Source organism: Janthinobacterium sp. CG_23.4 (assembly GCF_029892305.1).
Lineage (GTDB): Bacteria > Pseudomonadota > Gammaproteobacteria > Burkholderiales > Burkholderiaceae_D > Janthinobacterium > Janthinobacterium lividum_D.
This window is the reverse complement of the sequence record NZ_JARXUX010000001.1, coordinates 1,355,433-1,379,520: the sequence shown is the minus strand read 5'-3', so window position 1 is coordinate 1,379,520 and position 24,088 is coordinate 1,355,433. Positions and strand designations below refer to the sequence as shown.

Here is a 24,088-nt window from a genome sequence, read left to right as displayed (position 1 = left end):
ATTTTTTTACAACCTTCACTTATCCTCATCATGGAGAAACAAGCTATGTCCGCAGAATCGTTTGGTGGCTTCGCCGCCTTGGTCAAACTGTACGGCTTCAAGGCCGCGCTGGGCATGATCGGCGCCGCCATGCTGTACATCGTGCTGCCGCCCTTGAACAGCGACGGCACCTTCAACAAGGGCGAATTCGTCGCCCGCCTGGCCTGCGCGGGCGTGTTCTCCTGCCTGCTGGGCGGCACCGCGTATCAGCTGCTGTGCGCGCAACTGCCGGCCATCGGCGCCATGGTCAACGCTTCCGCCGTCGATCTGATCGTGGGCGCACCCGGCTGGTGGGTATCGCGCGCCGTGGCCCTGTGGTTCCAGCGCCGCAGCGACAAGGACATCGCCGAGCTGGTCAACGACGTGAAGGAGCATTGATGGCCGCCACGGAAAACCCGCTGATCGCGCGCGCCATCGATGACGTCCTGCGCGCCGAAGGCGGCTATGTGAACGACGCGCACGACAAGGGCGGAGAAACCAACTTCGGCATCACCGTGGCCGTGGCCCGTGCCAACGGCTACCAGGGCGCCATGCGCGAGCTGCCCGTGGCGCTGGCGCGCGCCATCTACACAGCCCGCTACATCACGGCCCCCAAATTCGACCAGGTGCTGACCATCCATGCCGGCATCGGCGCGGAACTGATCGACACGGGCGTCAACATGGGCCCGCGCGTGGCGGCCGAATTCCTGCAGCGCTGGCTGAACGGTTTTAACGATACGGGCGCGCGCTATCCCGTGCTCACCGTCGATGGCAACTTGGGCACGCAGTCGCTGGGTGCGTTGGCAGCCTTCCTCGCCTGGCGCGGCCACGAAGGCGCGGCCGTCATGCTGCGCGCCCTGAATGGCTTGCAGGCGGCGCGCTATCTGGACATCACCGAAACGAACAAGACGCAGCGCCGCTTCCTGTTCGGCTGGCTGCGCACGCGGGTGGCGCCGTGATCGCCGCGCCGCCCTGGCGCGCGCTGCCCGTGAGTCTGCTGGCGGGCGCCGTGCTGGGCTGGACAGTGCAGGGCTGGCACAAGGACGCCGCCCTGGCCGACTTGCGCGGCGCGGCGGCCACCGCCCAGGCAACGGCCGCCGCCGCACTGGTGCAAGCCACAGGCCGCGTGCTGCAACTGGAACGCGCGGCCACCGGCCAGCTCGCCGCGCGCACCGATCAACTTAACGAGGAAAACCAGCATGCACAAACTGACCGCGACCGCTTTATGGCTGACGTGCGCAGCGGCGCTCTGCGCCTGTCAATCCCCGTCGCCGGGCATTGTCCCGGCGCTACCGCCAGCACCACAAATTCCGCCGCTGCCGGCAGCAATCGCCAGCAAGCGCGTGCCGAACTTGACGGCACGGCTGCGGCAGCTCTTGACGCCATCGCCAGCGACGGCGACGCCGCCACCCGCCAGCTCAACGCCTGCATCGACGCCTACAACCTAATGCGAGACACCTACCATGTACAAACCGAATAGCCTGCGCCAGCACCTGGCCGCCGCCATCCCCGAGCTGCAGCGCGATCCCGACCGCCTCGTCGTCTTCGTCGACGAAGGCAACGTGGTCGCCACCGCCACCGCCTCCCTCTCCTTCGAATACCGTTTTAAATTGAACCTGATCGTGACCGACTACGCGGGCGACGCCGACGCCATCATGGTGGCCATGATCGCCTGGCTGAAAGTCCACCAGGCCGAACTGATGGCCAACGAGGAACAGCGCAAGCGCGGCATCAGCTTCGAAGTAGATTTTAATAACCATGAAACAGTCGATATTTCGATCAAGCTGGACTTGACCGAACGCGTCATCGTCAAGCGCGGCGAAGGTGGCCGCCACGACATCAAGCACGCGGCCGAGCCACAGGGCACGCCCGGCTATGCGGACGAGTTCTGGACGCTGTATGACGGAGATACCATGCTGGCTGAATGGCAAGTGCCGCAGGCGGCCACATGAGCGATGACCTGCACGCGCTGGAAGCGTGGGTCGGCGCCCTGCTGGCAAAGCTCCAGCCAGCACAGCGCCGCGCCATCAACCACAAAGTGGCCATCGACCTGCGCCGCAGCCAGGCGCAACGCATCAAGGCGCAGCGGGGGCCAGATGGCACGGCCTACCCGGCGCGCAAGAAGCGCAAGGAGTTCAAGGGGAAGAATGGACGCATCAAGCGACAGAAGGCGGCCATGTTCGCCAAGATTCGCACCGCCAAACACCTGAAAGTAAAGGCGACCAGCGACCAGATCGAGGTCGGCTTCTTTGGCTGGGTGGCGCGCGTGGCGCGGGTGCATCAGTTTGGCCAGCAAGACCGAGTTACAAAAAAAGGGGCCGCCTACAAGTACCCCGAGCGGCCGCTGCTGGGCTTGAAAGAACCGGATCGGACGTTGATACGCGAATCCTTGTTACGTCATATGAAAAAAACCTAAGATGCTTCAATGAAAAATTCAACTGACATTAGTTATCAGATGCGTTAGAGTGACATACAATCAGAAATTTAAAAAAATAAAATGGCACTTACGCTACCTTCAAATTGTCTTTCTTGGCAGCTAGGTCAAAGCAAATCCACATTATATTTTTACTTTAGACACATTCATGCCGGCACATAAACTATATATAGCAGGTAAAGCAGTACGTCTACACGGATCTCTTATCACTCCTGACTTCAGAACGCAGCGTGTTCTCTGCTCAGACCCATGGGATTTCGTTTCCCTATGGTTAAAGAGAAATCATCGTAAAGACGCACTCTTTTACTGGGATCAAGCTAAGCATTTCTACCAAGCATCTTTATCTCTTCCAGACTTATCGTCTCCTCTTACTTCCTACTACTGCTTTCTAAATGCAACAAAAGCTCTCTTGGTTTCAAAAAATGAAAATTTTGTTGAAAACCACGGAATTGGCGGCAGGTCCGTAGCTGGTCATAAATCATTAGCTAACGAAATTGTAGATTTTCAGGGAAGCGGCATTCTCCCCGCTCTATGCAAATACCTTGCAGAACCAGATAATGCTGGAAAAAGCTTCACTTTACGCGAAATTTTCTGGCAAATGCCGTTTGTTCATCGCTCCTTTTGTCTTTCCTATAAAGGGCAGACTGAACTTTTCATTCCACTTGTGAATAATAACTTCATGCGTAGAGATGGCTCTAAGGAAGCTTGGTTTCAGGCTGAAATAGATCGCCGATACATAAACTCAAGTACAAAAAAATCAATTCAACCTGGCTTTGAACTTTTCGAAGAAAATGATCGTTTTTTCATTCGTAGGAAGCGCAGATTCCGATGGTCTGGGCACGACATCGAAAATAGTATCATTCAATTCAAAACATACCACAAACAAATTCGCCGCCGAGTTGTTCCTATATATTCATCTGAAAATAGATGGTATCTAAAAAAATCCGTTACTGGACATAATAGAATTTTGAACTCTCAACTCGTTTTAATATTTGCTGCCATGCATCGTCTAAGTGAACTTAGTCGATATGACCCCATTTCTCTATCGGGCCATTTCAACGTAAATCACAACTGGCTACTTTCTGAATTTATTCGCATGGCGCCAGGACAATTTGTGTATGGCATGGCATCGGAAATCACTGGACTTGAGTTCATTCGACCGGATGCTTTTTAATTTCTTTTGGCAAGGTATGACCTTTACACAAACTGTGTTCTAGGATAGTTCTCGCTATGTGTCCTGTATATTTAATCTCAGTCTAAAAAACTTCTGCCACACGTCGAAACACAGCGGAGGCGCAATCGAACTAAAGAGACTCGCCACCTATTTTTTCAAAGCCAAAAATCACATGACTAAATCTGTCGTTATTGAACTTCAAGAACTCGCTTCTAATGGCGACAATAGCATCGGTGACCTACTTAGAAAAACCTTGATGATTGCGACAAAATTGGGATTGGCCGATATGCGCCAGTGGGCACTATCAGAATTAAACGGTTACAAAGAAGTTTCTCGCAAGAATCTTCCAGCGTATCGTGTGATTCACGGTGAAATTAAGGTTCACAATCCAATGAATGGCCTGATACCCTTTCAAGTTCCACCTGACTGGCATGATGCTATTTCAAGGATCGAAGTGAGTGAGTCATTAGAATCCATATTGCAACTTACAAACAGCACAAAATATGGCAAAAAAGGAACTATTGCATACCATTTCTCGCCTGAAATTGAGAAAAAACTGATGGATGCTCAACAGGGCAACCTACAACTTAGGCCGCTACGTACCGTCGGAGTCAATCAATTGATGGCCATTCTGAGCGCCGTTAGGACACGGATTTTAGAGTGGGCGTTGACACTCGAATCAGACGGTATTCTAGGAGAGGGGCTTTTATTTTCTGAAAGAGAAAGGCAAGCAGCGATGCACAACATAAGCGGACAAAATTTCCAAGGGATCTTGGGCAATGTCGATGGAGGTTCCTCAGTCAATCAGACAAATTCGCAGCAAATTACGGCTGCCGATTTTTCCTCGTTAGCACGCCATTTGACTCAAAATGGAGTAAGTCAAGATGACGTTAAAGAATTAGAGTGTGCTGTACGCGAGGACCCCAAACCAAGCACTCCTGATGAGTTTGGGCCAAAGGTCAGCAATTGGATTGGGAAGATGGTGGGCAAAGCCGCTGGCGGTGGCTGGCAGATTGGCATTGCAACCGCAGGCGGATTTCTAGCAAATGCGTTAGGAAAATTCTACGGCAGTGCCTAGCCTGCGACGAATTTCTCAACCTCGCATTTTTGACATGAAACATTTGTCAGATACATGAGGGGGCACTAAACCACATATCAACCCGCTCCCGCGTGCATCCGCACGCGGACTTCGGCAACATGCATTGCATGAACGCCGACCTGTCCGACCTCCTCCGCTTGCTGCAAAACCTGATCCGCCTTGGCTCCATCGCCGAGGTCAAAGGGGCCAAGGCGCGCGTGCGGCTCGGCCCGACACTCACCACCGAATGGCTGAAATGGGCCACCCGGCGCGCCGGCAGCACGCGCACCTGGTCGGCCCCGACCATCGGAGAACAGGTCATCGTCTTTTCCCCTGGCGGCGACCTGACGCGCGGCGTCATCCTGCCAGCGCTGTACTCGCAGGCATTTGACGCGCCCGACACCAGCGACAGCATCCACACCACGCATTACCCGGACGGCGCCGTGGTGCAATACGACCATGCGGCCCATGCTCTGACGGCCACGCTGCCAGGCGGCACCGCCACCATCACCGCCGACAAGGTGACGTCGAACGCACCGAGCACCATCTGCACGGGCGACCTGACCGTCATGAAAAACCTGATCGTCATGCAGACGGCGACCGTCCACGGCGCCACCGCCTTGAATGGCGGCGTAAACGCCAAGGCCGGCGCCGCTGGCGGCGTGGCCATGGCCGTGCAAGGAACAATCAAAGCCAGCGAGGACGTGCTGGCCGGCGCCATCAGCCTGGCCAAGCATCCGCACGGCGGCGTCAGGGCGGGCGGCGACCAGTCGGGTGGGCCGCAATCATGATGGGCATGCACGCCGCCACCGGGCGCAGCTTGACGGGCCTGGGCCACCTGCGCCAGTCGGTCACCGACATTCTCACCACGCCTATGGGCTCACGCATCCGGCGTCGCCGCTATGGCTCCGAAGTGCCCGAGCTGATCGACCAACCCCTGAACAGCGCCACGCAGTTGCGCATCTATGCCGCCACCGCCTTTGCCCTACGCCGCTGGGAGCCGCGTTTGCAACTGTCCAGCGTCCAGCTCACGCGCGACACGGACGGCGCCATCGCGCTGCTGCTCGATGGCACGGCCAATGGCCAGGGCATCACCCTGGCCGTGCCAGTCAAAGGAGGCGCCGCATGAGCACGCCCATCGACCTAACCCAGTTGCCGGCGCCCAGCGTGGTGGAAGTGCTGGACTTCGAAGCCATCCTCGCCACACGTAAAGCCCACCTGGTCAGCCTGCTGCCGGAAGCCCAGCGCGCGGCCGTCACGGCCTTGCTTGAGCTGGAATCGGAACCGGCCACCAAGCTGCTGGAAGAAAACGCGTATCAGGAAACCATCCTGCGCAACCGCGTCAACGAAGCGGGCAAGGCCGTCATGCTGGCGTTTGCCCTCGATGGCGACCTCGACCAGCTGGGCGCCAACGTCAATGTGGCGCGCCTGGTCATCACGCCGGCCAATCCCAACGCCATGCCGCCCGTGGCCGCCGTCATGGAAGACGATGACGCCTACCGCCTGCGCATCCAGGAAGCGCCGGACGGCCTGTCCGTGGCCGGCCCGAAAGCCTCCTACGAATTCCACGCGCGCAGCAGCGACGGCCGCGTCAAGGACGCAAGCGCCACCAGCCCCGCGCCGGCCAGCGTCACCGTCACGGTGCTGGCCAACAACGACACCGGCATCGCCGACGCCGACGCCGCGCTGCTGGCCATCGTGGCGCGCGCGCTCAACGCCGAGGAAGTGCGCCCCTTGGGCGACCGCCTGACAGTGCGGGCCGCCCAGGTCATCGACTACCAGATCGAGGCCACCTTGTTTATCGGCGTCGGCCCGGAAGTGCCGATCCTGCTGGACGCCGCGCGCGCCAACGCCGTGCGCGTGTCGCAGCCGCGCCGCCCGCTGGGCCACAGCATCTACCGGTCCGCCTGCAGCGCCGCCGTGCACGTCGAAGGCGTGCGCAAGGTCGTCTTGACCAGCCCGGCGGCGGACATCGAACTGAACGCCACCCAGGCCGCGCGCTGCACCGCCATCAAGTTGAATGTCGTGGTGCGCGATGAATAAGACCGTGCCCACCCTGCCACCCAACACCACGGCGCTGGAGCGCGCCATTGCCGTGGCCTGCGCCGAGCTGGTCAACGTGCCCGTGCCGCTGCGCGACCTGTGGAACGCCGACCGATGCCCGGTTACCCTGTTGCCGTTCCTGGCCTGGGCCTGTTCCGTCGACCGCTGGGACGACGCCTGGCCCGAATCGACCAAGCGCGGCACCATCAAGGCGTCCTATTTCATCCACAAGCACAAGGGCACGATTGCCGCCGTGCGCCGCGTGGTGGAGTCCCTGGGCTATTTGATCCGCATTACCGAATGGTGGCAAACCACGCCACCGGGCGTGCCGGGCACCTTCCGTCTCGACGTCGGCGTGCTGGACACGGGCATCACGGACGCCATGTTTCAGGAAATGGAACGCCTGATTGCCGACGCCAAGCCCGTCAGCCGCCACATGACGGGCCTGGCCATTTATCTGGAAAGTCGCGGCAGCATCTACGCGGGCGCTTGTGCATACCACGGCGACAGCATGACCGTGTATCCCTGGATCGCGGAAACCATCGAAGTGCGCGGCACGCTGTTGCAGGCCGGCGCATCCCATACCATCGACACCCTGACCATCTATCCATGAGCACATACTTTGCCATCCTGACCGAAGTGGGCGAGGCCAAGCTGGCCAACGCCATCGCCCTGGGCCAAACCCTGAAACTGAAAAGCCTGGCCGTGGGCGACGGCAACGGCAATCTACCCATGCCTGTGCGCACACAAAAGGCACTGGTGCGCGAGGTACGCCGCGCGGGCCTGAACCAGCTGACCATCGACCCGGCCAACACCAGCCAGATCATCGTCGAGCAAGTCTTGCCCGAGGACGTGGGCGGCTGGTGGATACGCGAAATCGGTATCTTTGACGAGGCCGGCGACCTGTGCGCAGTGGCCAACTGCCCGCCCAGCTACAAGCCCCTGATGATGGAAGGCAGCGGGCGCACGCAAGTGGTGCGCATCGTGCTGATCGTCGCCAGCACGGCCGCCATCGAACTGAAAATCGACCCGTCCATCATCCTGGCCACGCGCAAGTATGTCGATGACCAGGACATTACCGTGCGCGCCTACAGCGATGCGCAACTGGCCAAGCACCTGGCCTCTCTTGATCCGCATCCGCTGCTGGCCAAAGTCGCTTACGTCGATCAGCAGGACGCCAGCGCACACGCCTATGGCGATCAGCAACTGGCCAATCACCAGGCCGCTGCCGACCCGCACCCGCTGCTGGCGAAGGTCGCCTACGTCGATCAGCAGGACACCAGTGCGCGCACCTATGGCGACCAACAACTGGCCAAGCACCTGGCTGCCGCCGACCCGCATCCACTCCTGGCGAAGGTCGCCTACGTCGATCAGCAGGACACCAATACACGCACTTACGGCGACCAGCAACTGGCCAAGCACCAGGCTGCTGCAGACGCGCACCCGCTCTTGGCCAGAACTGCCTATGTCGATCAGCAGGACGCCAGCGCACGCACCTATGGCGATCAGCAACTGGCCAAGCACGCAGTGGCGGCTGATCCGCATCTGCAATACAGCATGAAGGAAGTGGCAACACTGCCGAAGTTTGACGCCTCCGCTAAGCTGGTCAATGCCGATTTTGTGCAGCAGGCGCAAGGCAACATGGTGCGCTATTCCCACGTAATCGAAAGCCGCACGCTCACCGCCGAGGACATGGGCTGTGCCCTGTACTTCCCTTATTCGGGCAGGACGCTCACCATTCCCGCCCCGGAATCGCTGGGTATTCCCCACAATTCCGGCAAGTGCGTCAAGTTCTTTGGGCTAGGCAGCACAGGAACCCTTATTGCCGCACCAGGCGTGAACATCGGATTTGATGTCGGTATGGTGCAAAGCATCACGATCAAGCTGGGGCAATACCTTACCCTCATGGAAACCGGGCCAAACGTGTGGCAAGTCATCGACTCGACCGCCGAAATGTGGCGCAATGCCGACTTCGCCAATTATTTCAATAACGTTGCTCCGACACCTGCACGCTTTGACGTCAGCACCAGAATTGCCACAACCGAAGCGCTGAAACGCAGCGGTATCACGCATTCGGCATCGTTTGGCTTTTCCGCAGCCGCGACGCTTACCGCCGAACAGGTGGGCGGCTTCGTCTATACCTTTGGCACGGGCGGCTTTACATTAAACCTCCCGTCCATCACCGGCCTGCCGACGGGGTCCAGCATCACCTATTCCAACCAGGGCGGGATCGCGTCCATGCCGGTGACATGTGCCGCGCAAGGTGCCAATACGATTCAAGTCAACGGGGGTATCGCCGCCAACGTCAAAGTAGCTGGGGGTGACTCGCTGACATTTGTTGTCATCGGGTCAAATCAGTGGGCCGCAATCGGGACTGGCACCCTCTCGGCCTCCGCATCATTTTCCGCAAGTACTGGCCCTTCCGGTCATCGCCGCCTGCCTAGCGGCGATATCGAGCAATGGGGGAAGATCAACGGCGCGACCGCGATGGCGCCCTTTAGCCAGAACCTGGCGTTTCCCATCGCCTTCCCCAATGCATGCAGAAGCATTCACGTGCAATGCATGAACCCCACTTCGCTGGCCGGCTACACCGGCCGCGTCGCCAGCCTGACGCGCGCGGGTGCCTGGGTTTCCAATTCGGACGGCATCAATGCAGTGGGCGATGTTCTTGTTTGGCGTGCCATCGGAGATTAATCATGACGACCTTTTTTTCAAAAACCACCTTGGGCTTTTATCCGTCTGCGATGCGCGACGATTATGACGCCGCCGGCACCTGGCCAGACGATGCGCGGGAAGTTTCGATCGAGGGCGAAGCGATCTTGCGCGAGGCCATCGCCGCGTGCGCATCCATCCGCCTGACCGCTGGCGGGAAATGGAAAATCACCGCCGCCCCGGCGCCGACGTTCGCCGTGCTGACCGCCCCGGTTCTGACCGCCGTGCGCCAGACGCGCGACGCCATCCTGAACCGCCTGGCCGGCATCGGCTTTGCCGCCATGGCCGACGGCGACGCCGACACTGTGCAAGCCATCGCGGCGGCACGCACCTGGCTGCTCGACATCACCACCTGCCAGACGGTTGCCGCCGCGCAGGACATCGAGGCGCTGCAAGCGGCCGTCAACGCCGAATACGCGCGCATTGCCGCCACCCTGTCCGGCGAGGCGCGGCGCGCCTTCGATGATACCGCCGGCACGGCAGCACCCCAGTAACGTCACATTCACCACTCACCAGGAGAGCCACATGGCCACCGACTACCACCATGGCGTGCGCGTCATTGAAATCAACGAGGGCTCGCGCCCCATCCGCACCGTGTCCACGGCCGTGCTGGGCCTGATCGCCACGGCCGACGACGCCGACCCTATCGCTTTTCCACTGGACACGCCCGTGCTCGTCACCAACGTGCTGGCCGCCATGGGCAAGGCCGGCAAGACGGGCACCTTGTACCGCAGCCTGGCGGCCATCGCCGCGCAAACCAAACCCCTGACCGTCGTGGTGCGCGTGGCCGAAGGCGAGACGGAAGCGGAAACCACCAGCAACGCCGTGGGTGGCGTGTCGCCCGATGGCAAGTACCTGGGCGCCAAGGCGCTGCTGGCCGCGCAAAGCAAGCTTGGCGTGAAACCGCGCATCCTGGGCGCGCCGGGCCTGGACACCCAGGCCGTGACCAACGCCTTGGCCAGCGTGGCGCAGCGCCTGCGCGGCTTCGTGTATGCGTCCGCCTATGGCTGCGCCACCGTCACGGCGGCCACCACCTATCGCGGCCAGTTCGGCCAGCGCGAGGTCATGGTCATCTGGCCGGATTTTGTGAACTGGGATACCGCCACGGACGCCGAGGCCAGCATGTCGGCCGTCACCTACGCCATGGGCCTGCGCGCCAAGATCGACGAGGAAACGGGCTGGCACAAAACGCTCTCCAACGTGGTCGTGAATGGCCCCACCGGCATCAGCAAGGATGTGTTTTTCGACCTGCAAGACCCGGCCACCGATGCCGGCATGCTCAACGCAAAGGAAGTCACCACCCTGATCAACATGGGCGGCTACCGCTTTTGGGGTTCGCGCACCTGCGAGGCGCCGGGCGGCTTCTTCTACTTTGAGAGCTACACGCGCACGGCCCAGGTGCTGGCCGACACCATTGCCGAAGCGCATTTCGCCTATGTCGATGTGCCCTTGCATCCGTCGCTGGTCCGGGATCTGCTGGAAAGCATCAATGCCAAGTTCCGCGATTTGAAACGGCAGGGCTACATCATTGACGGCCATGCCTGGTATGACGAGCAGTACAACGACAAGAACGGACTGAAAGACGGCAAGCTGGCCATCGACTACGACTACACGCCCGTGCCACCGCTGGAAAACCTGCGTTTCCAGCAGCGCATTACCGACCGCTACCTGGCCGACTTCGCCGCACGCATCGCCGCGTAATCGCCAACACCACTCTGCCCGCCGCGCGCGGGCGCAACTGAAAATTGGAGAACACCATGGGCCTGCCCCGCAAGCTGAAAGACTTTATTTTGTTTCAAGACGGTACTTCGTACATGGGGCAAGTGCCCGAAGTGACCTTGCCCAAACTCAGCCGCAAGATGGAAGAGTACCGCGCCGGCGGCATGAGCGGCCCCGTGTCGGTGGACTTCGGCAACGAAGCCATCCAGCTGGAATGGAGTGCCGGTGGCCTGATCGCCAGCGCCCTGCAGCACTACGGGGCCAGTTCGCACGGCGCCGTGCAACTGCGCTTTGCCGGCGCCTACCAGGAAGACGATGACGGCACGGTGGCCGCCGTCGAGGTCGTCGTGCGCGGCCGTTACAAGGAAGTCGATATGGGCACGGCCAAGATGGGCGACGACACCACCCACAAATACACCATGCCTTGCAGCTATTACAAGCTGATGATCGACGGCGCCACCATCATCGAGCTGGACTTCATGAGCGGCACGGAAATCATGGGCGGCGTCAGCCGCAACGACGCCGTGCGCCGCGCCATCGGCATGTAATCCCCCGTTTACTTACCACCACACCACAAGGACAACACCATGAACAACGATACCCAAAACAGCGCCGTCATCGAACTGGACGAACCGATCAAGCGCGGCGACAGCCTCATCACCTCGCTGACCGTGCGCAAACCCAAGGCGGGCGCCCTGCGCGGCATTTCCCTGATCGAACTGGCCAACCTGAACGTGTCGGCCCTGCAGATCGTGCTGCCGCGCATCACCGAGCCGACCTTGACGGCGCACGACATCGCCAACATGGACCCGGCCGACCTGCTGGCCGTGGGCGCCGAGGTTGCCGGTTTTTTGGCGAGCAAAGCCGATCGCCTTTCGGTATCCCCAGCGAAGTAGAAGACGCCATGGCCGACATTGCCGGCGTCTTCCACTGGACGCCGGCAGCGATGGACGATTTTACGATTGATGAACTGATGGCCTGGCGCGAACGCGCCCGGCAGCGAAGCGGAGCAGAATAAATGGCAGGCCGGGATTTGAGGTTACAGGTAGTGTTTGCAGCGCTGGATAAAATCACCGGCCCGCTGAAAAAGATCATGGGCGGTTCCAGCGACACGGCCAAAGCATTGAAGGCCACCAGCGACCGCTTGCGTGAGCTGAACGCCCAGCAAAAGAACATCAGCAAATTCCGCGAACTGCATAGCGGTATCAATGCGACGCGAACCAAGCTCAAGGAAGCGCAAGACAAACTCAATGACCTTGCTGCGAAAATGAAGCAGACCGAGGCACCCACGCGCGCCATGACGCGTGAATTGAAGGCTGCGACCAAGGTCACGCAGGACTTGACGCTGAAAGGCCGAGAGCAGAGCCAGCAATTCCGCGTCCTGCGCACCAGTCTCAAGGACGCCGGCATTGACACGCGCCAACTGGGCAAGGCCCAGGAGTGGCTTAAAAACAGTATCCAGTTGACGAACGTTGAACTGGCCTCGCAACAAAAGCGCCTGGCCGCATCAGCGGCCAAGCAGCAGCGCGTCACCAACGCCACCCAGCACGCCGACAAGCTGCGCAGTAAGGCGGGCAGTATTGCCATGGCGGGCGCCGGCGCGACCGCCACTGGCGCCGTGGTCGCCGCGCCTGTCGTCAAGGGCTTGCACGAAGCGAAACACTACGAAATCGAAACGGCGCGTATCCGCGCGCTGGGCACGCGCACGGCCAAGGAAAAAGAGCACGCGATTGCTTTTGCGAAGGAACTCAAGACGTATGGCGTCAGCCAGCTGGAAAAGACGGAAATGATCCGCGATTCCATCTCGATCTTCGCCGATGGCCACCACGCTGAAATGGCCCTGCCGACTATGTCGAAGATGAAATTCATCAACGATACGCTGTACCCGGAATCGGCCGGCGAGCGCAATGCGCAACTGTTCGCCATGCAAAAGGTCATCGAGCTGCGCGGCAACGCCGGTTCCGTCGAAGCCTTCAAGAGCGATGCTGACCGGATACAAAAGGTAATTGCTGCCACGGGCGGCCGGGTCGGCGGCGAAGACTGGCGGCAATTTACCATCCGCAGCGGAGTCGCCGGTAAAGGCCTGAACGACAATGCCTTCTTCAACCAAATGGAACCCATGCTGCAGGAACTGGGCGGCTCGACCGCAGGCGTGGGCTGGCGGTCGTTGTACAACAACATCTACCAGGGCAAGGGCACGCAGCGCGCGGCCAGGGAAATGCAAAGCCTGGGCCTGTTGAGCGGCAAGCACATCAAGTATGACAAGGTGGGGCAAATCAAATACATCCAGGCCGGCGCCCTGCTGGAAGGCGAACTGTTCCAAAAAAGCCCGCTCGACTGGATCGAGAAAGTGTTCCTGCCCAAGCTGGCGGCCAAGGGCATCACCGACAAGGACGAGATCAACAGCAAGATCGGCGCCCTGGTTTCCAACAGCAACGGCGCTGCCTTCCTGATGCGCATGGTCGACCAGCGCTTGCAGATTCGCAAAAGCGAACGCCTGAACCAAAACTCGGAAGGCATGGACAGCCTGCACGTGCGCGCACGTGGCTTGGGCGCCGGCGCGGAGCGGGAAGCGCTGGCCAAGGTTTCCGACCTGAAACTGGTCATGGGTGAAAAAATCCTGCCTATGTACACGCAGGGGCTGAAAATGGCGATTGCCGCCATGACGCGCCTGAATGGCTTCATGGAGCGCAACCCCACCGTGGCCAAGGTCATGATCGTCGGCTTTTCAGTCCTTGCCGGCATCCTGCTGGTGCTCGGCCCGCTGATGCTGGGCATTGCCGCCATGATCGGCCCGTATGCCATGCTGCACGTCATGTTCGCCAAGATGGGCGTGACGGGCGGCGTGCTCACTCCCATCTTGCGCGGCCTGGGCGGCGCCTTCATGTGGGTGGGCCGCGCCGTGCTGTGGCTGGGCCGCGCCTTCTTCATGAACCCGATTGGCATTGCCGTGACCTTGATTGCCGGCGCCGCCTATCTGATCTATAAAAACTGGGAGCCGATCAAGGCTTTCTTCGTCGGCCTGTGGTCGGACGTCAAGGCGGCGTTTGCCGGCGGCTTCGTCGGCATCAATATCCTGATCGCCAACTGGTCGCCACTGGGCCTGTTCTACCGCGCCTTCGCGGGTGTGCTGGGCTGGTTCGGTATTGCGCTGCCGGCCAAGTTCACCGACTTCGCCGCCGGCATCCGGGAGCGCATCGCCACAGGCCTGGCGCCGCTGGCCGGCTTCTTTACTGGCATCTGGTCGGAGATCAAGACCGCCTTTGCCGGCGGCATTGGCGGCGTCAGCGCCCTCATCCTCAACTGGTCGCCGCTGGGGTTGTACTATCGCGCCTTCGCGGGCGTGCTGGGCTGGTTCGGCATCACGCTGCCGGCGAAGTTCACCGACTTCGGCGCCACCATACTGCAGCGCATCACCGCATCGTGGCAACCTATCGCCGCCTTCTTTGCCGACATCTGGGCGCGCCTGCGCACCGTCTGCGCCGGCGGCATGGGCAGCATCACGGCCCTGGTCATCAACTGGTCACCGCTGGGCGTGTTTTACCAGGCGTTCGCGGGCGTGCTCGGCTGGTTCGGCATCGAGCTGCCTGCGAAGTTCACCGCGTTCGGCGCCAACATCCTGCGCGGCCTGGTCAACGGCATCACGGGTTCCATGGGCGCCGTCAAGGACGCCATCAGCAACGCCGGTAGCAGCACCATTGCCTGGTTCAAGGAAAAGCTGGGCATCCACAGCCCGAGCCGCGTGTTTGCCGAACTGGGCGACTACACCATGCAGGGCCTGGCCGTGGGCCTGGACCGCAGCGAGAGTGCGCCGATTGCCAAGGTATCGGGCCTGGCGCAGCGCCTGACGCAACTGGGCGCCGGCATCGCCATCGGCACGGCCACGGCGCTACCGGCCAGCGCCTTTGATACGCGTGCGCCGCTGCCCGTGGGCGGGTTCGGCGCCGGCATGACCATCCAAGGCGACAAGATCGAAATCACCTTCCACGTACAGGCCGGCACCGATCCGCAAGCCATCGCGCGCGCCGTGAGCGTGGCGCTCGATCAGCGCGACCGCGAAAAGGCGGCACGCATCCGCTCTTCCCTGCGCGACCACGATTAAGAAAGAAGCACCACCATGATGATGATTTTAGGCATGTTCGTGTTCAGCCTGCCCACCCTCGCCTATCACGAGCTGCAGCGGCAAACGGAATGGAAGCACGCCAGCACGGCCCGCGTGGGCCTGCGCGACGCGCACCAGTACGTGGGGCCAGGTGACGACACGATTACCCTGTCCGGCTGGGTGGCGCCGGAACTGACCGGCTCCCTGTATTCGCTCGATGCGCTGCGCATGATGGCCGACACGGGTAAATCGTGGATTTTGATCCAGGGCACCGGCCGTATCCTTGGCTCTTACCGCATCACCAGCATGACGGAGGGCCGCACCATCCTGGACGGCAGCGGCGGCGCCCGGCGCGTGGAATTTTCGATTACCCTGAAACGCGACGACGACGGCGTGCTGGCCATGGTCGGCCTGGGCGACATCGGGGACCTGAAAAACATGCTATGCATCGACGGCATCACCAGCAGCGTGGCCGGCGCGGCGAAGAGCGCCGTGGGCAGCGTGGTAGGCAACGTGGTCGGCGGCATCACGTCGAAATATGGCGGCGTCGTCAGCGAGATGAAAGACAAGATCGGCGCCGGCATCAGCGGCGCCATCGGCAGCGCGGCGGACAAGTTCAAATGAGCGAGCACATTCCCACCTTCAAAGTCAGCATCGAGGACAAGGATTTGACGGCCATCGTTTCACCGCGGTTAATCAATTTGACCTTGACCCTGTGCCGTGGCGACGAGAGCGACCAGCTTGACATTTCCCTGGACGACAGCGACGGCAAGCTGGCACTGCCGCCGCGCGGCGCGCAGATTGCCCTGGCGCTTGGCTGGCAAGCGTCCGGCCTGGTGGACATGGGCAAGTTCACCGTCGACGAGGTGGAGCACAGCGGCGCGCCCGACACCATCACCCTGCGCGCCAGGTCGGCCAACCTGATCGACACCTTCAAACAGCAGCAGGAACACAGCTTCCACAAGACCACCCTGGGCGCCATCATCGAGGCCATCGCCTTTCGCAACGAGCTGGCGTCGGGCGTGTCAGCGCGCCTGCGCGATACCGCCGTCGAGCACATCGACCAGACCCACGAAAGCGATGCGGCCTTCCTGCGCCGGCTGGGCAGGAAATACGACGCGGTGGCCACCGTCAAGAATGACACTTTGCTATTCATCCCCATCAACCAGAGCCGCACGGCCAGCGGCAAGGCGCTGCCCGTCATCACCATCACGCGCGCCCTGGGCGACGGCCACCGCTACCACAGCGCCGAGAGCGACGCCTATACGGGCGTGCGCGCCTTCTGGCATGACGAGCGCTACGCGCGCCGCCGCAGCGTCGTGGCCGGCGTGCCCGGCAACAGCAAGCGCCTGCGCACCACCTTTGCCAGCGAGGCCGATGCGCGCGCGGCGGCCGTCGCCGAATGGCAGCGCATCCTGCGCGGCCTGGCCACCTTTGAAATGAGCCTGGCTTTGGGCAACCCGGCCGTGTTCCCGCAATCGCCCGTGACTGTGACAGGCTTCAAGCCCGAGATCGACGCCAACGAATGGCTATCGGTCAAGGTCACGCACAGCCTGGGCGGCAACGGCTTTACCACGCGCGTGGAGTTTGAAACGAAGACGGAAGCGGTCGAGGCGGAGCGCGAGGACGAGAAAGACCCGGACGAAGGCATCACGGGCGTGGTGGCCAAGTGGAAGGACGTGGCGAGGAAGAAGAAAAAAGCGGGACAGGAGCAGGCTGGTGCCAAGGGCACGCTCAAGACGCTGGAGCATGTTTACAAAAGCAAGCAGGCCGCCAAGCGGGCGGCGCTGCATGCTTGGAAGCATATCGAAGAAGTGCGCGACATCATCAGGGAGAACAGCGAGGAGCCTTGAACGCCTGTGGCGGGATGAGTAACAACATGAATGTGGTGCATTTACCCCAGATCAACGGCTGCTTTCGCCCCAAAGCGGCCTACTGTAACTGCATCGACGCAAACGATACTGAGTCACGGTAGGATCAGTGCTTCCTCGTGCGCCGTAGTTTTAGGAAAACAATCGTCGCCAACAGCAAATACACTACAGAAATAGCGCCCATTGCAGACTCATCGCTTACACCGAGAACGCGGGCCCAAATGTGCAAAATCGGCGGCACCACCAATATCGCAAAGGAGCTACCGAGTAACACCAGTGCCAAGGCGGTAGCACGCGTACGGCTCGCAGGCCAATTCTTTTCCGTTGACATTTCGTACTCCCATAGTTAAGTAACGCTCAAGGGCCGCTTCTGGCCGACAGCGGTCCAAGATCATAACAAGTTGCCAAGTGGGAAAACTCACACATTGTCACGTTCTCGTGAATGGCCGCCTCTGGCCAAAAGGCGACCAGCCGGGCCAAAGTTGCTAACCCAAGCTACCGCGCACCCAAATTGGCAAACCATCTGAGGAAGTGGAAGCGCACTCACATTTGACCCCGTGCACCGTCTCGATGACGATACCAAGTGAATACGGCTTCCCATCGTAATAACATGAATTCTTGACAAACCTTGTAGCCGTGGAAGTCTTCATTTCACATTTATACTGTGGCCAGCAGCAAGCAAAAAGCAATGGGGCTAGAGCGGCAACTTTCCACTTCCCTGCGCTCCTTGACAAAGAGAACCTACCCTTTCGCCACGAGTTACGTCGGTGATTTTTTTTTGCGACCCATGTTGATCGTTTGCGGAGCCGTAATATCTCCGTGAATTTGCTGGCCTACTTTGCCATGAAAAACCATTTGCGTGTTGCGTTCGATTCCTCTTGGTGACGGGGAGGCAGCCGGCTCCGTAATCCCCTCAACAACGCCAAGTACCCGTGCTTTTCCTCGCAGATCCAGCTTACGATATCCGACCAACAGCTCATTTTCGTCGTCGGTCAACGTAGCGCTTGCGGCCGTGCCATGTAACACATATTGCGTATCGACGCCCACTGATGCGATAGCAATTAGATAATCCGCACTAGGAAATCTCTTATCTTGTTCGTAATTAATTTGTGTGCCCTTCTCGACCTTCCCAACCAGTGCGAATTCCGGTTGAGTCATGCCTAGTCGCTTCCGTTCGCTTTTTAAGCGCTGCCCTAATGTATCCATATGTCTATCTTTTAGTTGCAAAGTACAATTTTTTGTACTAAAGTGACGTCATTACCATGTGACGTATACAAATCATATCCTATGACATCTACCGCTCCAGTCACGCGCCAGCCGAAGAACCCACTTTCGCAGCCAATCCCGATTCGCTTGCTCCCTCCTGAGATCGAGCGCGTGGAAAAATTTGCCCAACTCGACTCCCGCTCTCGGGCCTCATTTATGCGCTTGATGCTGCTACGTGGCCTTCAGTCTTACGAGGCCGAACTCGAACAATTCTCCCTTGTCCATCACGCCTAACAGCACAGGAGCAGGCCCATGTATCCCGATCCAAAACGCGTCCGTAACAACCGTGTCATGGTGCGCCTTGACGAATATGAGTATGACGTCCTGGCGGCCATCGCCAATTATCAGGGCGAGGAACTGGCGCCGTTTCTGCGGCAGCTCGCGCTTCGCCAGGCGGCAATAGTACTTGGCGACGACAACAGTGCCACCTTACCCAGCATTGCTGCCTAAATGAAGTCACCAATCAGCAACTTTTGAGCAGCCGAAAATATGCCCGACCGTTCCGTACCTGTAGAAACATGCGATGAAGACCAAGACACGTTTGAACGTGTCCGAATACAGCAGGGCTTGGACACCATCGACCAGGCTATCGAGTGGTTGATTAAGGATAACGTACGAATCGGGATTCGCAAGATGAGCGGCCGAGGCCGTGCCCTGTATCAAGTGAAAAGAAAGAACAAATGAGAGTCATCGGCCTGCCCTGCCCGCATTGCGAATACACCGTCCGCGCCGTCAAAAGCCGCACGATGTCCGCCATGTTCAAGGAAATCACCTACATGTGCCAGAACCCCGAATGCGGGCACTCCTTCGTGGCAGGCCTTGAAGTACTGCGCACCCTCTCGCTGTCCGCCATGCCGAAGCCTGATATCCGCATCCCGCTGTCCCAGCATGCCCGCACGGCGGCCACCAGCCAACTGGCCCTGGACCTGACGGCAGGATGCTGATGGCTATCCCTATCCTCGCGCCGCCGTAGCCCGGCCGCTGTAACTCCCCTCTTTTGCTGTGCCCTGCAGCGCTCCCTTTTGAGCGTGCGGGATTCGTTCAACCTGAAATAAGGAAAACCGATGGAAAACACGCTGCACGCCACCAGTCATGCCGACCAATCCATGGCATCAAGCACGATCCGCCCGACCTTGCAAAATTGTATTGTCCCTGTGGCGCCAACGTGTTTTCTGCTGCAAGCCGGCGCTGGCATCGGCATTGCAGCGCTGACCACCCACATCCATGAGATTGCCAAGACCTATCACGCCTACGGCGCTGCCAATCTGACCTTCATCGTCAGCGATGCGCGGGCACTGGAACGTGACGGTTTTTTTGCACCAGCCAAGCAGCGCGCCCTGGTCGGTAAGCTACCCATTGAGGTGAACTACATTTTCGCCAACGAAGCGGGTTCCCGCCACTGCTGCGGCGCATCGCACACGCTCCCGTACTGGGCAGAACATTTTTTCAAGGCAGGAGCACGCTGATGCTGCGCCTGGCCAAAACCTGCGGCATCTGGCTGCTGTCGCTCCTGATCGTCATCGCCCCCGGCGTGCTGCGGGCCATTGGCTTCATCAAGGACTGAGCCATGCCGGCGTCCCTTATCGACAATCACCTGTCCTTCCAGCCTGCCGCCGAGATTCTAGCCGCGCGCGACAAGGACATGCCGACGCCACCAGGTGCCGGGCATGCGCTGGCCGCCATCGCCGAAGCCAAGGCCCAGCTACGCAGCATCAAGCCGCGCAACTTGGCGCCCTTCATGGCCCAGGCGTGGGGTTTGTCGCCGCGTGGCGCGCGCCGCTCCGTGCTGATTGCCGCCGGCATGGACGCAGACCGCTGGGAATCGCCCATCCATTCATTTACCGAGGAAGAGCGCATCGAACTGCGCGCCGCCACCTCTGCCGCTATCCGTGTGTACGAAAGACTGTTGAATGCAATCTAAACAAATCCTGCTGCCTGCCCCGCAACGCCACGAAGCCTTCTTGCGATCCGCCCAGTTCGCGCCCGAGCTGGCCCGCATCCCCTACAAATGGCGCAACCGCGTCATCACGGCCGCCATGGCTAAGATGGTCTGGTCGTCCTGGTACAAAGTCTATGAATCCATCGCCACCAGCTTTGTGCGCGAGTTTGCCGAACAGTACGTGCCGGCCGGCGTCGACCTGTCGCAGAGCGATGCCGACATCGTGGCCACTGCCGAACGCGCTGCAGCCGGCGTGACCAAAATGCTGTGGATGGCCGTGTCCGACACGCACGCCCTGCAGATCATGGAAGACGAATGCGCCTCGTATGGCATCGAGCTGCCCGAATTCGATGCGCTGACCGACACCATTGCCCGCCTGGTGGACGCCCGCTGGTGGCGCCGCCAGTTGCGCAAGCGGGTCAAGCGCGCCTTTGAAGCTGGCAATATCCGCCTGGGCTACGTGAACTATCGCGGCGAACCCTACGCCAGCAACGATGCCGTGCTATCGCGCCTGGCGCAGAACCGGCGCAACGCGGCAGCGCTGGCCGCCACCCTGGTGCAGAACGAAAACGGCCAGCAATTCAGCATCGCCGAACTGGCCGAAAAAACGACGGCCAACAAGGCCATCCGGCGCGGCGAGCTAATGTTGCGCATCAACGGCTTTGAGCAGATCGCCCGCGAGTGCGGCGACCAGGGAATCTTCATCACCTGGACGTGCCCATCACGCTTCCACGCCATGCAGCACAGCGGCAAACCAAACGACAAGTTCGACGGCTCAACGCCGCGCGAAGCCAACGCCTACTTGGGCAAGATGACCTCGCTGTGCCGCTCCGCACTGGCGCGCCGAGGCATCGGCCTGTACGGCTTTCGCATCGCCGAGCCGCACCACGACGGCTGCCCACATTGGCATCTGCTGCTGTTCGTGCGCCCGACCGCGAAATACAAGACGGTCCACCTGCAGGACGTGGCGGGCCGCGCCATCCGCATCATGAAGCGCTACGCCTGGCGCGTGGACCGTGGCGAACCGGGCGCCTTCGCGCGCCGCCTCGACGTGAAACGCATCGACTGGGCCAAGGGCAGCGCCGCCGGCTACATCGCCAAGTACGTGGCCAAGAACATCGACGGCGTGGCCGACCACAAAACAAAGGAAGGCTATGTCGTCAAGGCCGACACCGAAGGCGATGTCGAACTGACGCCATCGGCGCGCGTCGAGTCCTGGGCCGCGTGCTGGGGCATCCGCCAATTCCAGCAATGGGGCGGCGCGCCCGTCACCGTGTGGCGCGAACTACGCCGCATCGAGAAAAGCATGCTCAACGAAGCGCCGGCCGCCATGCGCCGCGCCTGGAATGCCGTGCAAAAGATTGACGGCGAAAAGCGCGCCTGCTGGGCCGAATACCTGCGCGCCCAGGGCGGCGCCCTGGTGCCGCGCAAGGAACTGGTCGTCACCCTGGCCAAGGACGAAAAGACCGTCATCGGCCGCTACGGCGAAACCCAGCGCATCACGCCCTACGGCGTGCGCTGCAGCGATCTGATTGGCGTGGTCTTCAAGTCCGTGCGCCATACGTGGACGCCGGTACAGGCCACAGGCGGGCGCGGGGTGGCTGTTGGGGTTGCCGTTCCTCGGACTCGTGTAAATAACTGTACGCACCCCGACCGCCCTGCCCCGGCAACGCCGCCGGCGGCGCCCGCACCAAACCTGCCTGACGAGGCAAAAACAGCGCTGATTGCTGCCTGGGCGGCCGTCAACGCCTGCCCATATCCCCGGCTGATCGTCCCCGACAACCCACCCCATGAAGGAAATGGCACATGAGCACCTATGCCGTGATCGTTCGCACGCAAACCGAACGCTTTGAATATTCCGCGCTTGCCGCTTCCAGCGGTGACGTGATCCAGGCCGCCATCGACCGCTTCGGCGTGTGCGGCGTTACCGCCAAACTGAAAGGAGCACCGCAATGCTGAACACTTCGACCAATTCGCCGCGGCAAATCGCCCTGGGCGACCGCGTGACATTCGATACCGATGAAGGCTACCAGGCCGGCACCGTCAACGACCTGCGCCGCGACGTGGGCAATGGCGAACTGCATGCGTGGGTGGAGCTGGACCACCAGTGGCCGGGCATGTTCCGGGCCGTGCCGCTGGGCGCCATCGAAGCGGTCAAGCGCGCACCTGCAGCCCTGGGATGCCAGCCATGACAGCGGAGCGCCCAATGCCTGCCGTGGCGGCCCTGTTCGTGCGCGCCAATTCGATCTACAAGACCATGCCGGCGGTTGACGCCTGGGATGCGGAACGCGACGCCCGCGCCTGGCCGGGTGGCGTGCCGGTGGTAGCGCATCCGCCATGCCGCTCCTGGGGCACGCTGCGCCACCTGGCCAAGCCGCGCCCGGACGAAAAGGAACTGGCGGTGTGGGCCGTCGCCCAGGTGTGCAAGTTCGGCGGCGTGCTTGAGCACCCGAAGCGCTCGACCCTCTGGCCACACTGCGGCTTGCCAGCGATCGGCGAGCGGGACAAATTCGGCGGCTGGACACTGCCCATTTTTCAAAGCTCCTTTGGCCACCGCGCCGAAAAGGCCACCTTGCTGTACATCGTCGGCTGTGCGCCGGCTCAAATACCGGCCATGCCCATCGTCCTGGGCGACGCCTCGCATGTGATCGCCCCGTCCGGCCGCAACCGCGCCGGCGAGCGGCGCCGGAAAGGCGATCCAGGCTGGCGGCCGGAATGCGGCAAGGCAGAACGTGAACACACGCCCGCCGAGCTGGCGCATTGGCTGGTAGCCCTGGCTCAACAATGCGCGGTGCCAGCATGAACAGCCCATTCCTGTTCGACGGCCCGGGCGTCATTTCGTTCAGCGGCGGCCGTACCAGCGGCATGATGCTGTGGATGACGATTCAGGCCTACGGCGGCACGCTGCCGGCTGACGTCGTGGTGTGCTTCGCCAACACCGGCAAGGAAGAGGAAGCGACTCTTGAATTCGTGCGCGACTGCGGCGAGCGCTGGGGCGTTCCCATCGTCTGGATAGAAAACCGTCCTCGCAATGAAGTGCGCGGCAAGGAATTTGCCATCGTGGACTTTGCAACGGCCAGCCGCCGCGGCGAGCCGTTCGCCGATCTGCACGACGAAAAGAAATTCCTGCCGAACCCTGTCGCACGCTTCTGCACGGCGGAACTCAAGGTGCGGCCGATGCAGCGCTATTTGAAGTCGATAGGCCTGGTCGAGTGGACCACGTTTATCGGCATGCGTGCCGACGAGCCCTTGCGCGTGGCGCGGCTGGCAAATCAGGACTACGGCAAGCACGAAGTGAAAGAAGCGCCCCTGGCGGCGGCTGGCCTGACCGTGGCCGATGTCAGCGCATTTTGGGTGGGACAAGATTTTGACCTGGGCTTGCCGAACATGAGCGGCAAGACGATGCACGGTAACTGCGATCTGTGCTTCCTGAAAGGCGGCAACCAGGTGCTATCCCTGATCCGCGAAAAGCCCAGCCGGGCGCTGTGGTGGATACAGCAGGAAAAGAACGCCCAAACGGCCGGATCGGGTGCTGGCGGCTGGTTCCGCAAGGACAGGCCCAGTTACCAGGCGATGTATGACATGGCGATGAATCACGGTGAATTGTTCCCGTTCGATGATGCGCTGACCGATTGCGGTTGCACAGACTAGAGGGGGCATAAAAAAATGGATCAGTACAAAGAATTCTGCCGGCTGCGCGACCACCGCAAACCTGGCGCCGAAGTCCCTCAA

Annotated in this window: 30 protein-coding genes; 29 read left to right on the top strand and 1 reads right to left on the bottom strand. The window is 60.8% G+C overall.

Annotation, left to right across the window (positions count from 1 at the left end; translation table 11 throughout):
- Positions 1 to 30 precede the first annotated feature (30 nt).
- The 20 genes from H4V96_RS06160 (at position 31) to H4V96_RS06065 (ending at position 17,133) form a co-directional block, all read left to right on the top strand.
- Positions 31 to 417, top strand: a complete 387-nt coding sequence (locus H4V96_RS06160; RefSeq protein ID WP_280720786.1) for a hypothetical protein — start codon at positions 31 to 33, stop codon at positions 415 to 417.
- Positions 417 to 977 carry a glycosyl hydrolase 108 family protein gene (locus tag H4V96_RS06155; RefSeq protein WP_280720785.1) on the top strand — a complete coding sequence of 187 codons (561 nt, stop codon included), beginning with the start codon at positions 417 to 419 and terminating at the stop codon, positions 975 to 977. The genes H4V96_RS06160 and H4V96_RS06155 overlap by 1 nt, the downstream gene beginning before the upstream one ends.
- The gene (locus tag H4V96_RS06150; protein ID WP_280720784.1) at positions 974 to 1,498 is read left to right on the top strand and encodes a lysis system i-spanin subunit Rz; all 525 of its coding nucleotides are present in this window, start codon (positions 974 to 976) and stop codon (positions 1,496 to 1,498) included. The genes H4V96_RS06155 and H4V96_RS06150 overlap by 4 nt, the downstream gene beginning before the upstream one ends.
- Positions 1,482 to 1,970 (top strand): phage tail protein, encoded by a 489-nt coding sequence (locus H4V96_RS06145; RefSeq protein ID WP_280720783.1) that lies wholly within the window; start codon positions 1,482 to 1,484, stop codon positions 1,968 to 1,970. The genes H4V96_RS06150 and H4V96_RS06145 overlap by 17 nt, the downstream gene beginning before the upstream one ends.
- Positions 1,967 to 2,434, top strand: a complete 468-nt coding sequence (locus H4V96_RS06140; RefSeq protein WP_280720782.1) for a phage virion morphogenesis protein — start codon at positions 1,967 to 1,969, stop codon at positions 2,432 to 2,434. Before H4V96_RS06145 ends, H4V96_RS06140 begins: the two co-directional genes overlap by 4 nt.
- A gap of 166 nt (positions 2,435 to 2,600) precedes the next feature.
- The gene (locus H4V96_RS06135; protein ID WP_280720781.1) at positions 2,601 to 3,626 is read left to right on the top strand and encodes a YaaC family protein; all 1,026 of its coding nucleotides are present in this window, start codon (positions 2,601 to 2,603) and stop codon (positions 3,624 to 3,626) included.
- A gap of 172 nt (positions 3,627 to 3,798) precedes the next feature.
- On the top strand, positions 3,799 to 4,704 hold the full coding sequence (locus H4V96_RS06130) for a hypothetical protein (RefSeq protein WP_280720780.1): 906 nt from the start codon (positions 3,799 to 3,801) through the stop codon (positions 4,702 to 4,704).
- Between the two features lie 119 nt (positions 4,705 to 4,823).
- Positions 4,824 to 5,495 (top strand): phage baseplate assembly protein V, encoded by a 672-nt coding sequence (locus tag H4V96_RS06125; protein ID WP_280720779.1) that lies wholly within the window; start codon positions 4,824 to 4,826, stop codon positions 5,493 to 5,495.
- A complete protein-coding gene (locus H4V96_RS06120) occupies positions 5,492 to 5,833 on the top strand; it encodes a GPW/gp25 family protein (protein ID WP_280720778.1) in 342 nt (113 codons plus the stop codon). Before H4V96_RS06125 ends, H4V96_RS06120 begins: the two co-directional genes overlap by 4 nt.
- Positions 5,830 to 6,747 (top strand): baseplate J/gp47 family protein, encoded by a 918-nt coding sequence (locus H4V96_RS06115; RefSeq protein ID WP_280720777.1) that lies wholly within the window; start codon positions 5,830 to 5,832, stop codon positions 6,745 to 6,747. The genes H4V96_RS06120 and H4V96_RS06115 overlap by 4 nt, the downstream gene beginning before the upstream one ends.
- The gene (locus tag H4V96_RS06110) at positions 6,740 to 7,360 is read left to right on the top strand and encodes a phage tail protein I (RefSeq protein ID WP_280720776.1); all 621 of its coding nucleotides are present in this window, start codon (positions 6,740 to 6,742) and stop codon (positions 7,358 to 7,360) included. The genes H4V96_RS06115 and H4V96_RS06110 overlap by 8 nt, the downstream gene beginning before the upstream one ends.
- On the top strand, positions 7,357 to 9,441 hold the full coding sequence (locus H4V96_RS06105) for a phage tail protein (RefSeq protein WP_280720775.1): 2,085 nt from the start codon (positions 7,357 to 7,359) through the stop codon (positions 9,439 to 9,441). The genes H4V96_RS06110 and H4V96_RS06105 overlap by 4 nt, the downstream gene beginning before the upstream one ends.
- A 2-nt stretch (positions 9,442 to 9,443) precedes the next feature.
- The gene (locus H4V96_RS06100; RefSeq protein WP_280720774.1) at positions 9,444 to 9,953 is read left to right on the top strand and encodes a hypothetical protein; all 510 of its coding nucleotides are present in this window, start codon (positions 9,444 to 9,446) and stop codon (positions 9,951 to 9,953) included.
- 31 nt (positions 9,954 to 9,984) lie between these two features.
- Positions 9,985 to 11,160, top strand: coding sequence for a phage tail sheath protein (locus H4V96_RS06095; RefSeq protein WP_280720773.1), 1,176 nt, complete (start codon positions 9,985 to 9,987; stop codon positions 11,158 to 11,160).
- A gap of 56 nt (positions 11,161 to 11,216) precedes the next feature.
- Positions 11,217 to 11,726, top strand: a complete 510-nt coding sequence (locus H4V96_RS06090) for a phage major tail tube protein (protein ID WP_096234271.1) — start codon at positions 11,217 to 11,219, stop codon at positions 11,724 to 11,726.
- A gap of 39 nt (positions 11,727 to 11,765) precedes the next feature.
- Positions 11,766 to 12,074, top strand: a complete 309-nt coding sequence (locus H4V96_RS06085; protein WP_133992904.1) for a phage tail assembly protein — start codon at positions 11,766 to 11,768, stop codon at positions 12,072 to 12,074.
- Positions 12,075 to 12,082: 8 nt separating this feature from the next.
- The gene (locus H4V96_RS06080) at positions 12,083 to 12,196 is read left to right on the top strand and encodes a GpE family phage tail protein (RefSeq protein WP_071650277.1); all 114 of its coding nucleotides are present in this window, start codon (positions 12,083 to 12,085) and stop codon (positions 12,194 to 12,196) included.
- Positions 12,197 to 15,280 carry a phage tail protein gene (locus H4V96_RS06075; RefSeq protein WP_280720772.1) on the top strand — a complete coding sequence of 1,028 codons (3,084 nt, stop codon included), beginning with the start codon at positions 12,197 to 12,199 and terminating at the stop codon, positions 15,278 to 15,280.
- A gap of 15 nt (positions 15,281 to 15,295) precedes the next feature.
- On the top strand, positions 15,296 to 15,904 hold the full coding sequence (locus H4V96_RS06070; protein ID WP_280720771.1) for a phage tail protein: 609 nt from the start codon (positions 15,296 to 15,298) through the stop codon (positions 15,902 to 15,904).
- On the top strand, positions 15,901 to 17,133 hold the full coding sequence (locus H4V96_RS06065; RefSeq protein WP_280720770.1) for a phage late control D family protein: 1,233 nt from the start codon (positions 15,901 to 15,903) through the stop codon (positions 17,131 to 17,133). Before H4V96_RS06070 ends, H4V96_RS06065 begins: the two co-directional genes overlap by 4 nt.
- A gap of 777 nt (positions 17,134 to 17,910) precedes the next feature.
- On the opposite strand, the gene H4V96_RS06060 is transcribed toward H4V96_RS06065, so the two are convergent.
- Positions 17,911 to 18,357: a helix-turn-helix transcriptional regulator gene (locus tag H4V96_RS06060; protein WP_280720769.1), complete on the bottom strand. Its 447-nt coding sequence runs from the start codon at positions 18,355 to 18,357 to the stop codon at positions 17,911 to 17,913.
- 312 nt (positions 18,358 to 18,669) lie between these two features.
- Between H4V96_RS06060 and H4V96_RS06055 the strand changes: the two genes are divergently transcribed.
- The 9 genes from H4V96_RS06055 to H4V96_RS06015 all read left to right on the top strand — a co-directional run bounded on the left by H4V96_RS06055 (position 18,670) and on the right by H4V96_RS06015 (position 24,007).
- On the top strand, positions 18,670 to 18,867 hold the full coding sequence (locus H4V96_RS06055) for a hypothetical protein (protein ID WP_099420234.1): 198 nt from the start codon (positions 18,670 to 18,672) through the stop codon (positions 18,865 to 18,867).
- A 230-nt stretch (positions 18,868 to 19,097) separates the two neighbouring features.
- The gene (locus H4V96_RS06050; RefSeq protein WP_280720768.1) at positions 19,098 to 19,361 is read left to right on the top strand and encodes an ogr/Delta-like zinc finger family protein; all 264 of its coding nucleotides are present in this window, start codon (positions 19,098 to 19,100) and stop codon (positions 19,359 to 19,361) included.
- A 120-nt stretch (positions 19,362 to 19,481) separates the two neighbouring features.
- Positions 19,482 to 19,883, top strand: a complete 402-nt coding sequence (locus H4V96_RS06045; protein WP_280720767.1) for a hypothetical protein — start codon at positions 19,482 to 19,484, stop codon at positions 19,881 to 19,883.
- A gap of 101 nt (positions 19,884 to 19,984) precedes the next feature.
- A complete protein-coding gene (locus H4V96_RS06040) occupies positions 19,985 to 20,338 on the top strand; it encodes a hypothetical protein (protein ID WP_034745810.1) in 354 nt (117 codons plus the stop codon).
- Complete coding sequence (locus tag H4V96_RS06035; protein WP_280720766.1) at positions 20,328 to 22,166, top strand: replication endonuclease; 1,839 nt, start codon at positions 20,328 to 20,330, stop codon at positions 22,164 to 22,166. The genes H4V96_RS06040 and H4V96_RS06035 overlap by 11 nt, the downstream gene beginning before the upstream one ends.
- A complete protein-coding gene (locus H4V96_RS06030) occupies positions 22,163 to 22,315 on the top strand; it encodes a hypothetical protein (RefSeq protein ID WP_280720765.1) in 153 nt (50 codons plus the stop codon). The genes H4V96_RS06035 and H4V96_RS06030 overlap by 4 nt, the downstream gene beginning before the upstream one ends.
- On the top strand, positions 22,309 to 22,548 hold the full coding sequence (locus tag H4V96_RS06025; RefSeq protein ID WP_280720764.1) for a hypothetical protein: 240 nt from the start codon (positions 22,309 to 22,311) through the stop codon (positions 22,546 to 22,548). The genes H4V96_RS06030 and H4V96_RS06025 overlap by 7 nt, the downstream gene beginning before the upstream one ends.
- Entirely contained in the window at positions 22,545 to 23,159 is a 615-nt protein-coding gene (locus H4V96_RS06020) for a hypothetical protein (RefSeq protein ID WP_280720763.1), read from the top strand. The genes H4V96_RS06025 and H4V96_RS06020 overlap by 4 nt, the downstream gene beginning before the upstream one ends.
- Positions 23,156 to 24,007, top strand: coding sequence for a phosphoadenosine phosphosulfate reductase family protein (locus H4V96_RS06015; RefSeq protein WP_280720762.1), 852 nt, complete (start codon positions 23,156 to 23,158; stop codon positions 24,005 to 24,007). The genes H4V96_RS06020 and H4V96_RS06015 overlap by 4 nt, the downstream gene beginning before the upstream one ends.
- The last annotated feature ends 81 nt before the right edge of the window (positions 24,008 to 24,088 follow it).

Coding starts and splice junctions, on each gene's coding strand:
- H4V96_RS06160 (WP_280720786.1), top strand. CDS start 31: ATGGAGAAACAAGCTATGTCCGCAGAATCGTTTGGTGGCTTCGCCGCC.
- H4V96_RS06155 (WP_280720785.1), top strand. CDS start 417: ATGGCCGCCACGGAAAACCCGCTGATCGCGCGCGCCATCGATGACGTC.
- H4V96_RS06145 (WP_280720783.1), top strand. CDS start 1,482: ATGTACAAACCGAATAGCCTGCGCCAGCACCTGGCCGCCGCCATCCCC.
- H4V96_RS06140 (WP_280720782.1), top strand. CDS start 1,967: ATGAGCGATGACCTGCACGCGCTGGAAGCGTGGGTCGGCGCCCTGCTG.
- H4V96_RS06135 (WP_280720781.1), top strand. CDS start 2,601: ATGCCGGCACATAAACTATATATAGCAGGTAAAGCAGTACGTCTACAC.
- H4V96_RS06130 (WP_280720780.1), top strand. CDS start 3,799: ATGACTAAATCTGTCGTTATTGAACTTCAAGAACTCGCTTCTAATGGC.
- H4V96_RS06125 (WP_280720779.1), top strand. CDS start 4,824: ATGCATTGCATGAACGCCGACCTGTCCGACCTCCTCCGCTTGCTGCAA.
- H4V96_RS06120 (WP_280720778.1), top strand. CDS start 5,492: ATGATGGGCATGCACGCCGCCACCGGGCGCAGCTTGACGGGCCTGGGC.
- H4V96_RS06115 (WP_280720777.1), top strand. CDS start 5,830: ATGAGCACGCCCATCGACCTAACCCAGTTGCCGGCGCCCAGCGTGGTG.
- H4V96_RS06110 (WP_280720776.1), top strand. CDS start 6,740: ATGAATAAGACCGTGCCCACCCTGCCACCCAACACCACGGCGCTGGAG.
- H4V96_RS06105 (WP_280720775.1), top strand. CDS start 7,357: ATGAGCACATACTTTGCCATCCTGACCGAAGTGGGCGAGGCCAAGCTG.
- H4V96_RS06100 (WP_280720774.1), top strand. CDS start 9,444: ATGACGACCTTTTTTTCAAAAACCACCTTGGGCTTTTATCCGTCTGCG.
- H4V96_RS06095 (WP_280720773.1), top strand. CDS start 9,985: ATGGCCACCGACTACCACCATGGCGTGCGCGTCATTGAAATCAACGAG.
- H4V96_RS06090 (WP_096234271.1), top strand. CDS start 11,217: ATGGGCCTGCCCCGCAAGCTGAAAGACTTTATTTTGTTTCAAGACGGT.
- H4V96_RS06085 (WP_133992904.1), top strand. CDS start 11,766: ATGAACAACGATACCCAAAACAGCGCCGTCATCGAACTGGACGAACCG.
- H4V96_RS06080 (WP_071650277.1), top strand. CDS start 12,083: ATGGCCGACATTGCCGGCGTCTTCCACTGGACGCCGGCAGCGATGGAC.
- H4V96_RS06075 (WP_280720772.1), top strand. CDS start 12,197: ATGGCAGGCCGGGATTTGAGGTTACAGGTAGTGTTTGCAGCGCTGGAT.
- H4V96_RS06070 (WP_280720771.1), top strand. CDS start 15,296: ATGATGATGATTTTAGGCATGTTCGTGTTCAGCCTGCCCACCCTCGCC.
- H4V96_RS06065 (WP_280720770.1), top strand. CDS start 15,901: ATGAGCGAGCACATTCCCACCTTCAAAGTCAGCATCGAGGACAAGGAT.
- H4V96_RS06060 (WP_280720769.1), bottom strand. CDS start 18,357: ATGGATACATTAGGGCAGCGCTTAAAAAGCGAACGGAAGCGACTAGGC.
- H4V96_RS06055 (WP_099420234.1), top strand. CDS start 18,670: ATGTATCCCGATCCAAAACGCGTCCGTAACAACCGTGTCATGGTGCGC.
- H4V96_RS06050 (WP_280720768.1), top strand. CDS start 19,098: ATGAGAGTCATCGGCCTGCCCTGCCCGCATTGCGAATACACCGTCCGC.
- H4V96_RS06045 (WP_280720767.1), top strand. CDS start 19,482: ATGGAAAACACGCTGCACGCCACCAGTCATGCCGACCAATCCATGGCA.
- H4V96_RS06040 (WP_034745810.1), top strand. CDS start 19,985: ATGCCGGCGTCCCTTATCGACAATCACCTGTCCTTCCAGCCTGCCGCC.
- H4V96_RS06035 (WP_280720766.1), top strand. CDS start 20,328: ATGCAATCTAAACAAATCCTGCTGCCTGCCCCGCAACGCCACGAAGCC.
- H4V96_RS06030 (WP_280720765.1), top strand. CDS start 22,163: ATGAGCACCTATGCCGTGATCGTTCGCACGCAAACCGAACGCTTTGAA.
- H4V96_RS06025 (WP_280720764.1), top strand. CDS start 22,309: ATGCTGAACACTTCGACCAATTCGCCGCGGCAAATCGCCCTGGGCGAC.
- H4V96_RS06020 (WP_280720763.1), top strand. CDS start 22,545: ATGACAGCGGAGCGCCCAATGCCTGCCGTGGCGGCCCTGTTCGTGCGC.
- H4V96_RS06015 (WP_280720762.1), top strand. CDS start 23,156: ATGAACAGCCCATTCCTGTTCGACGGCCCGGGCGTCATTTCGTTCAGC.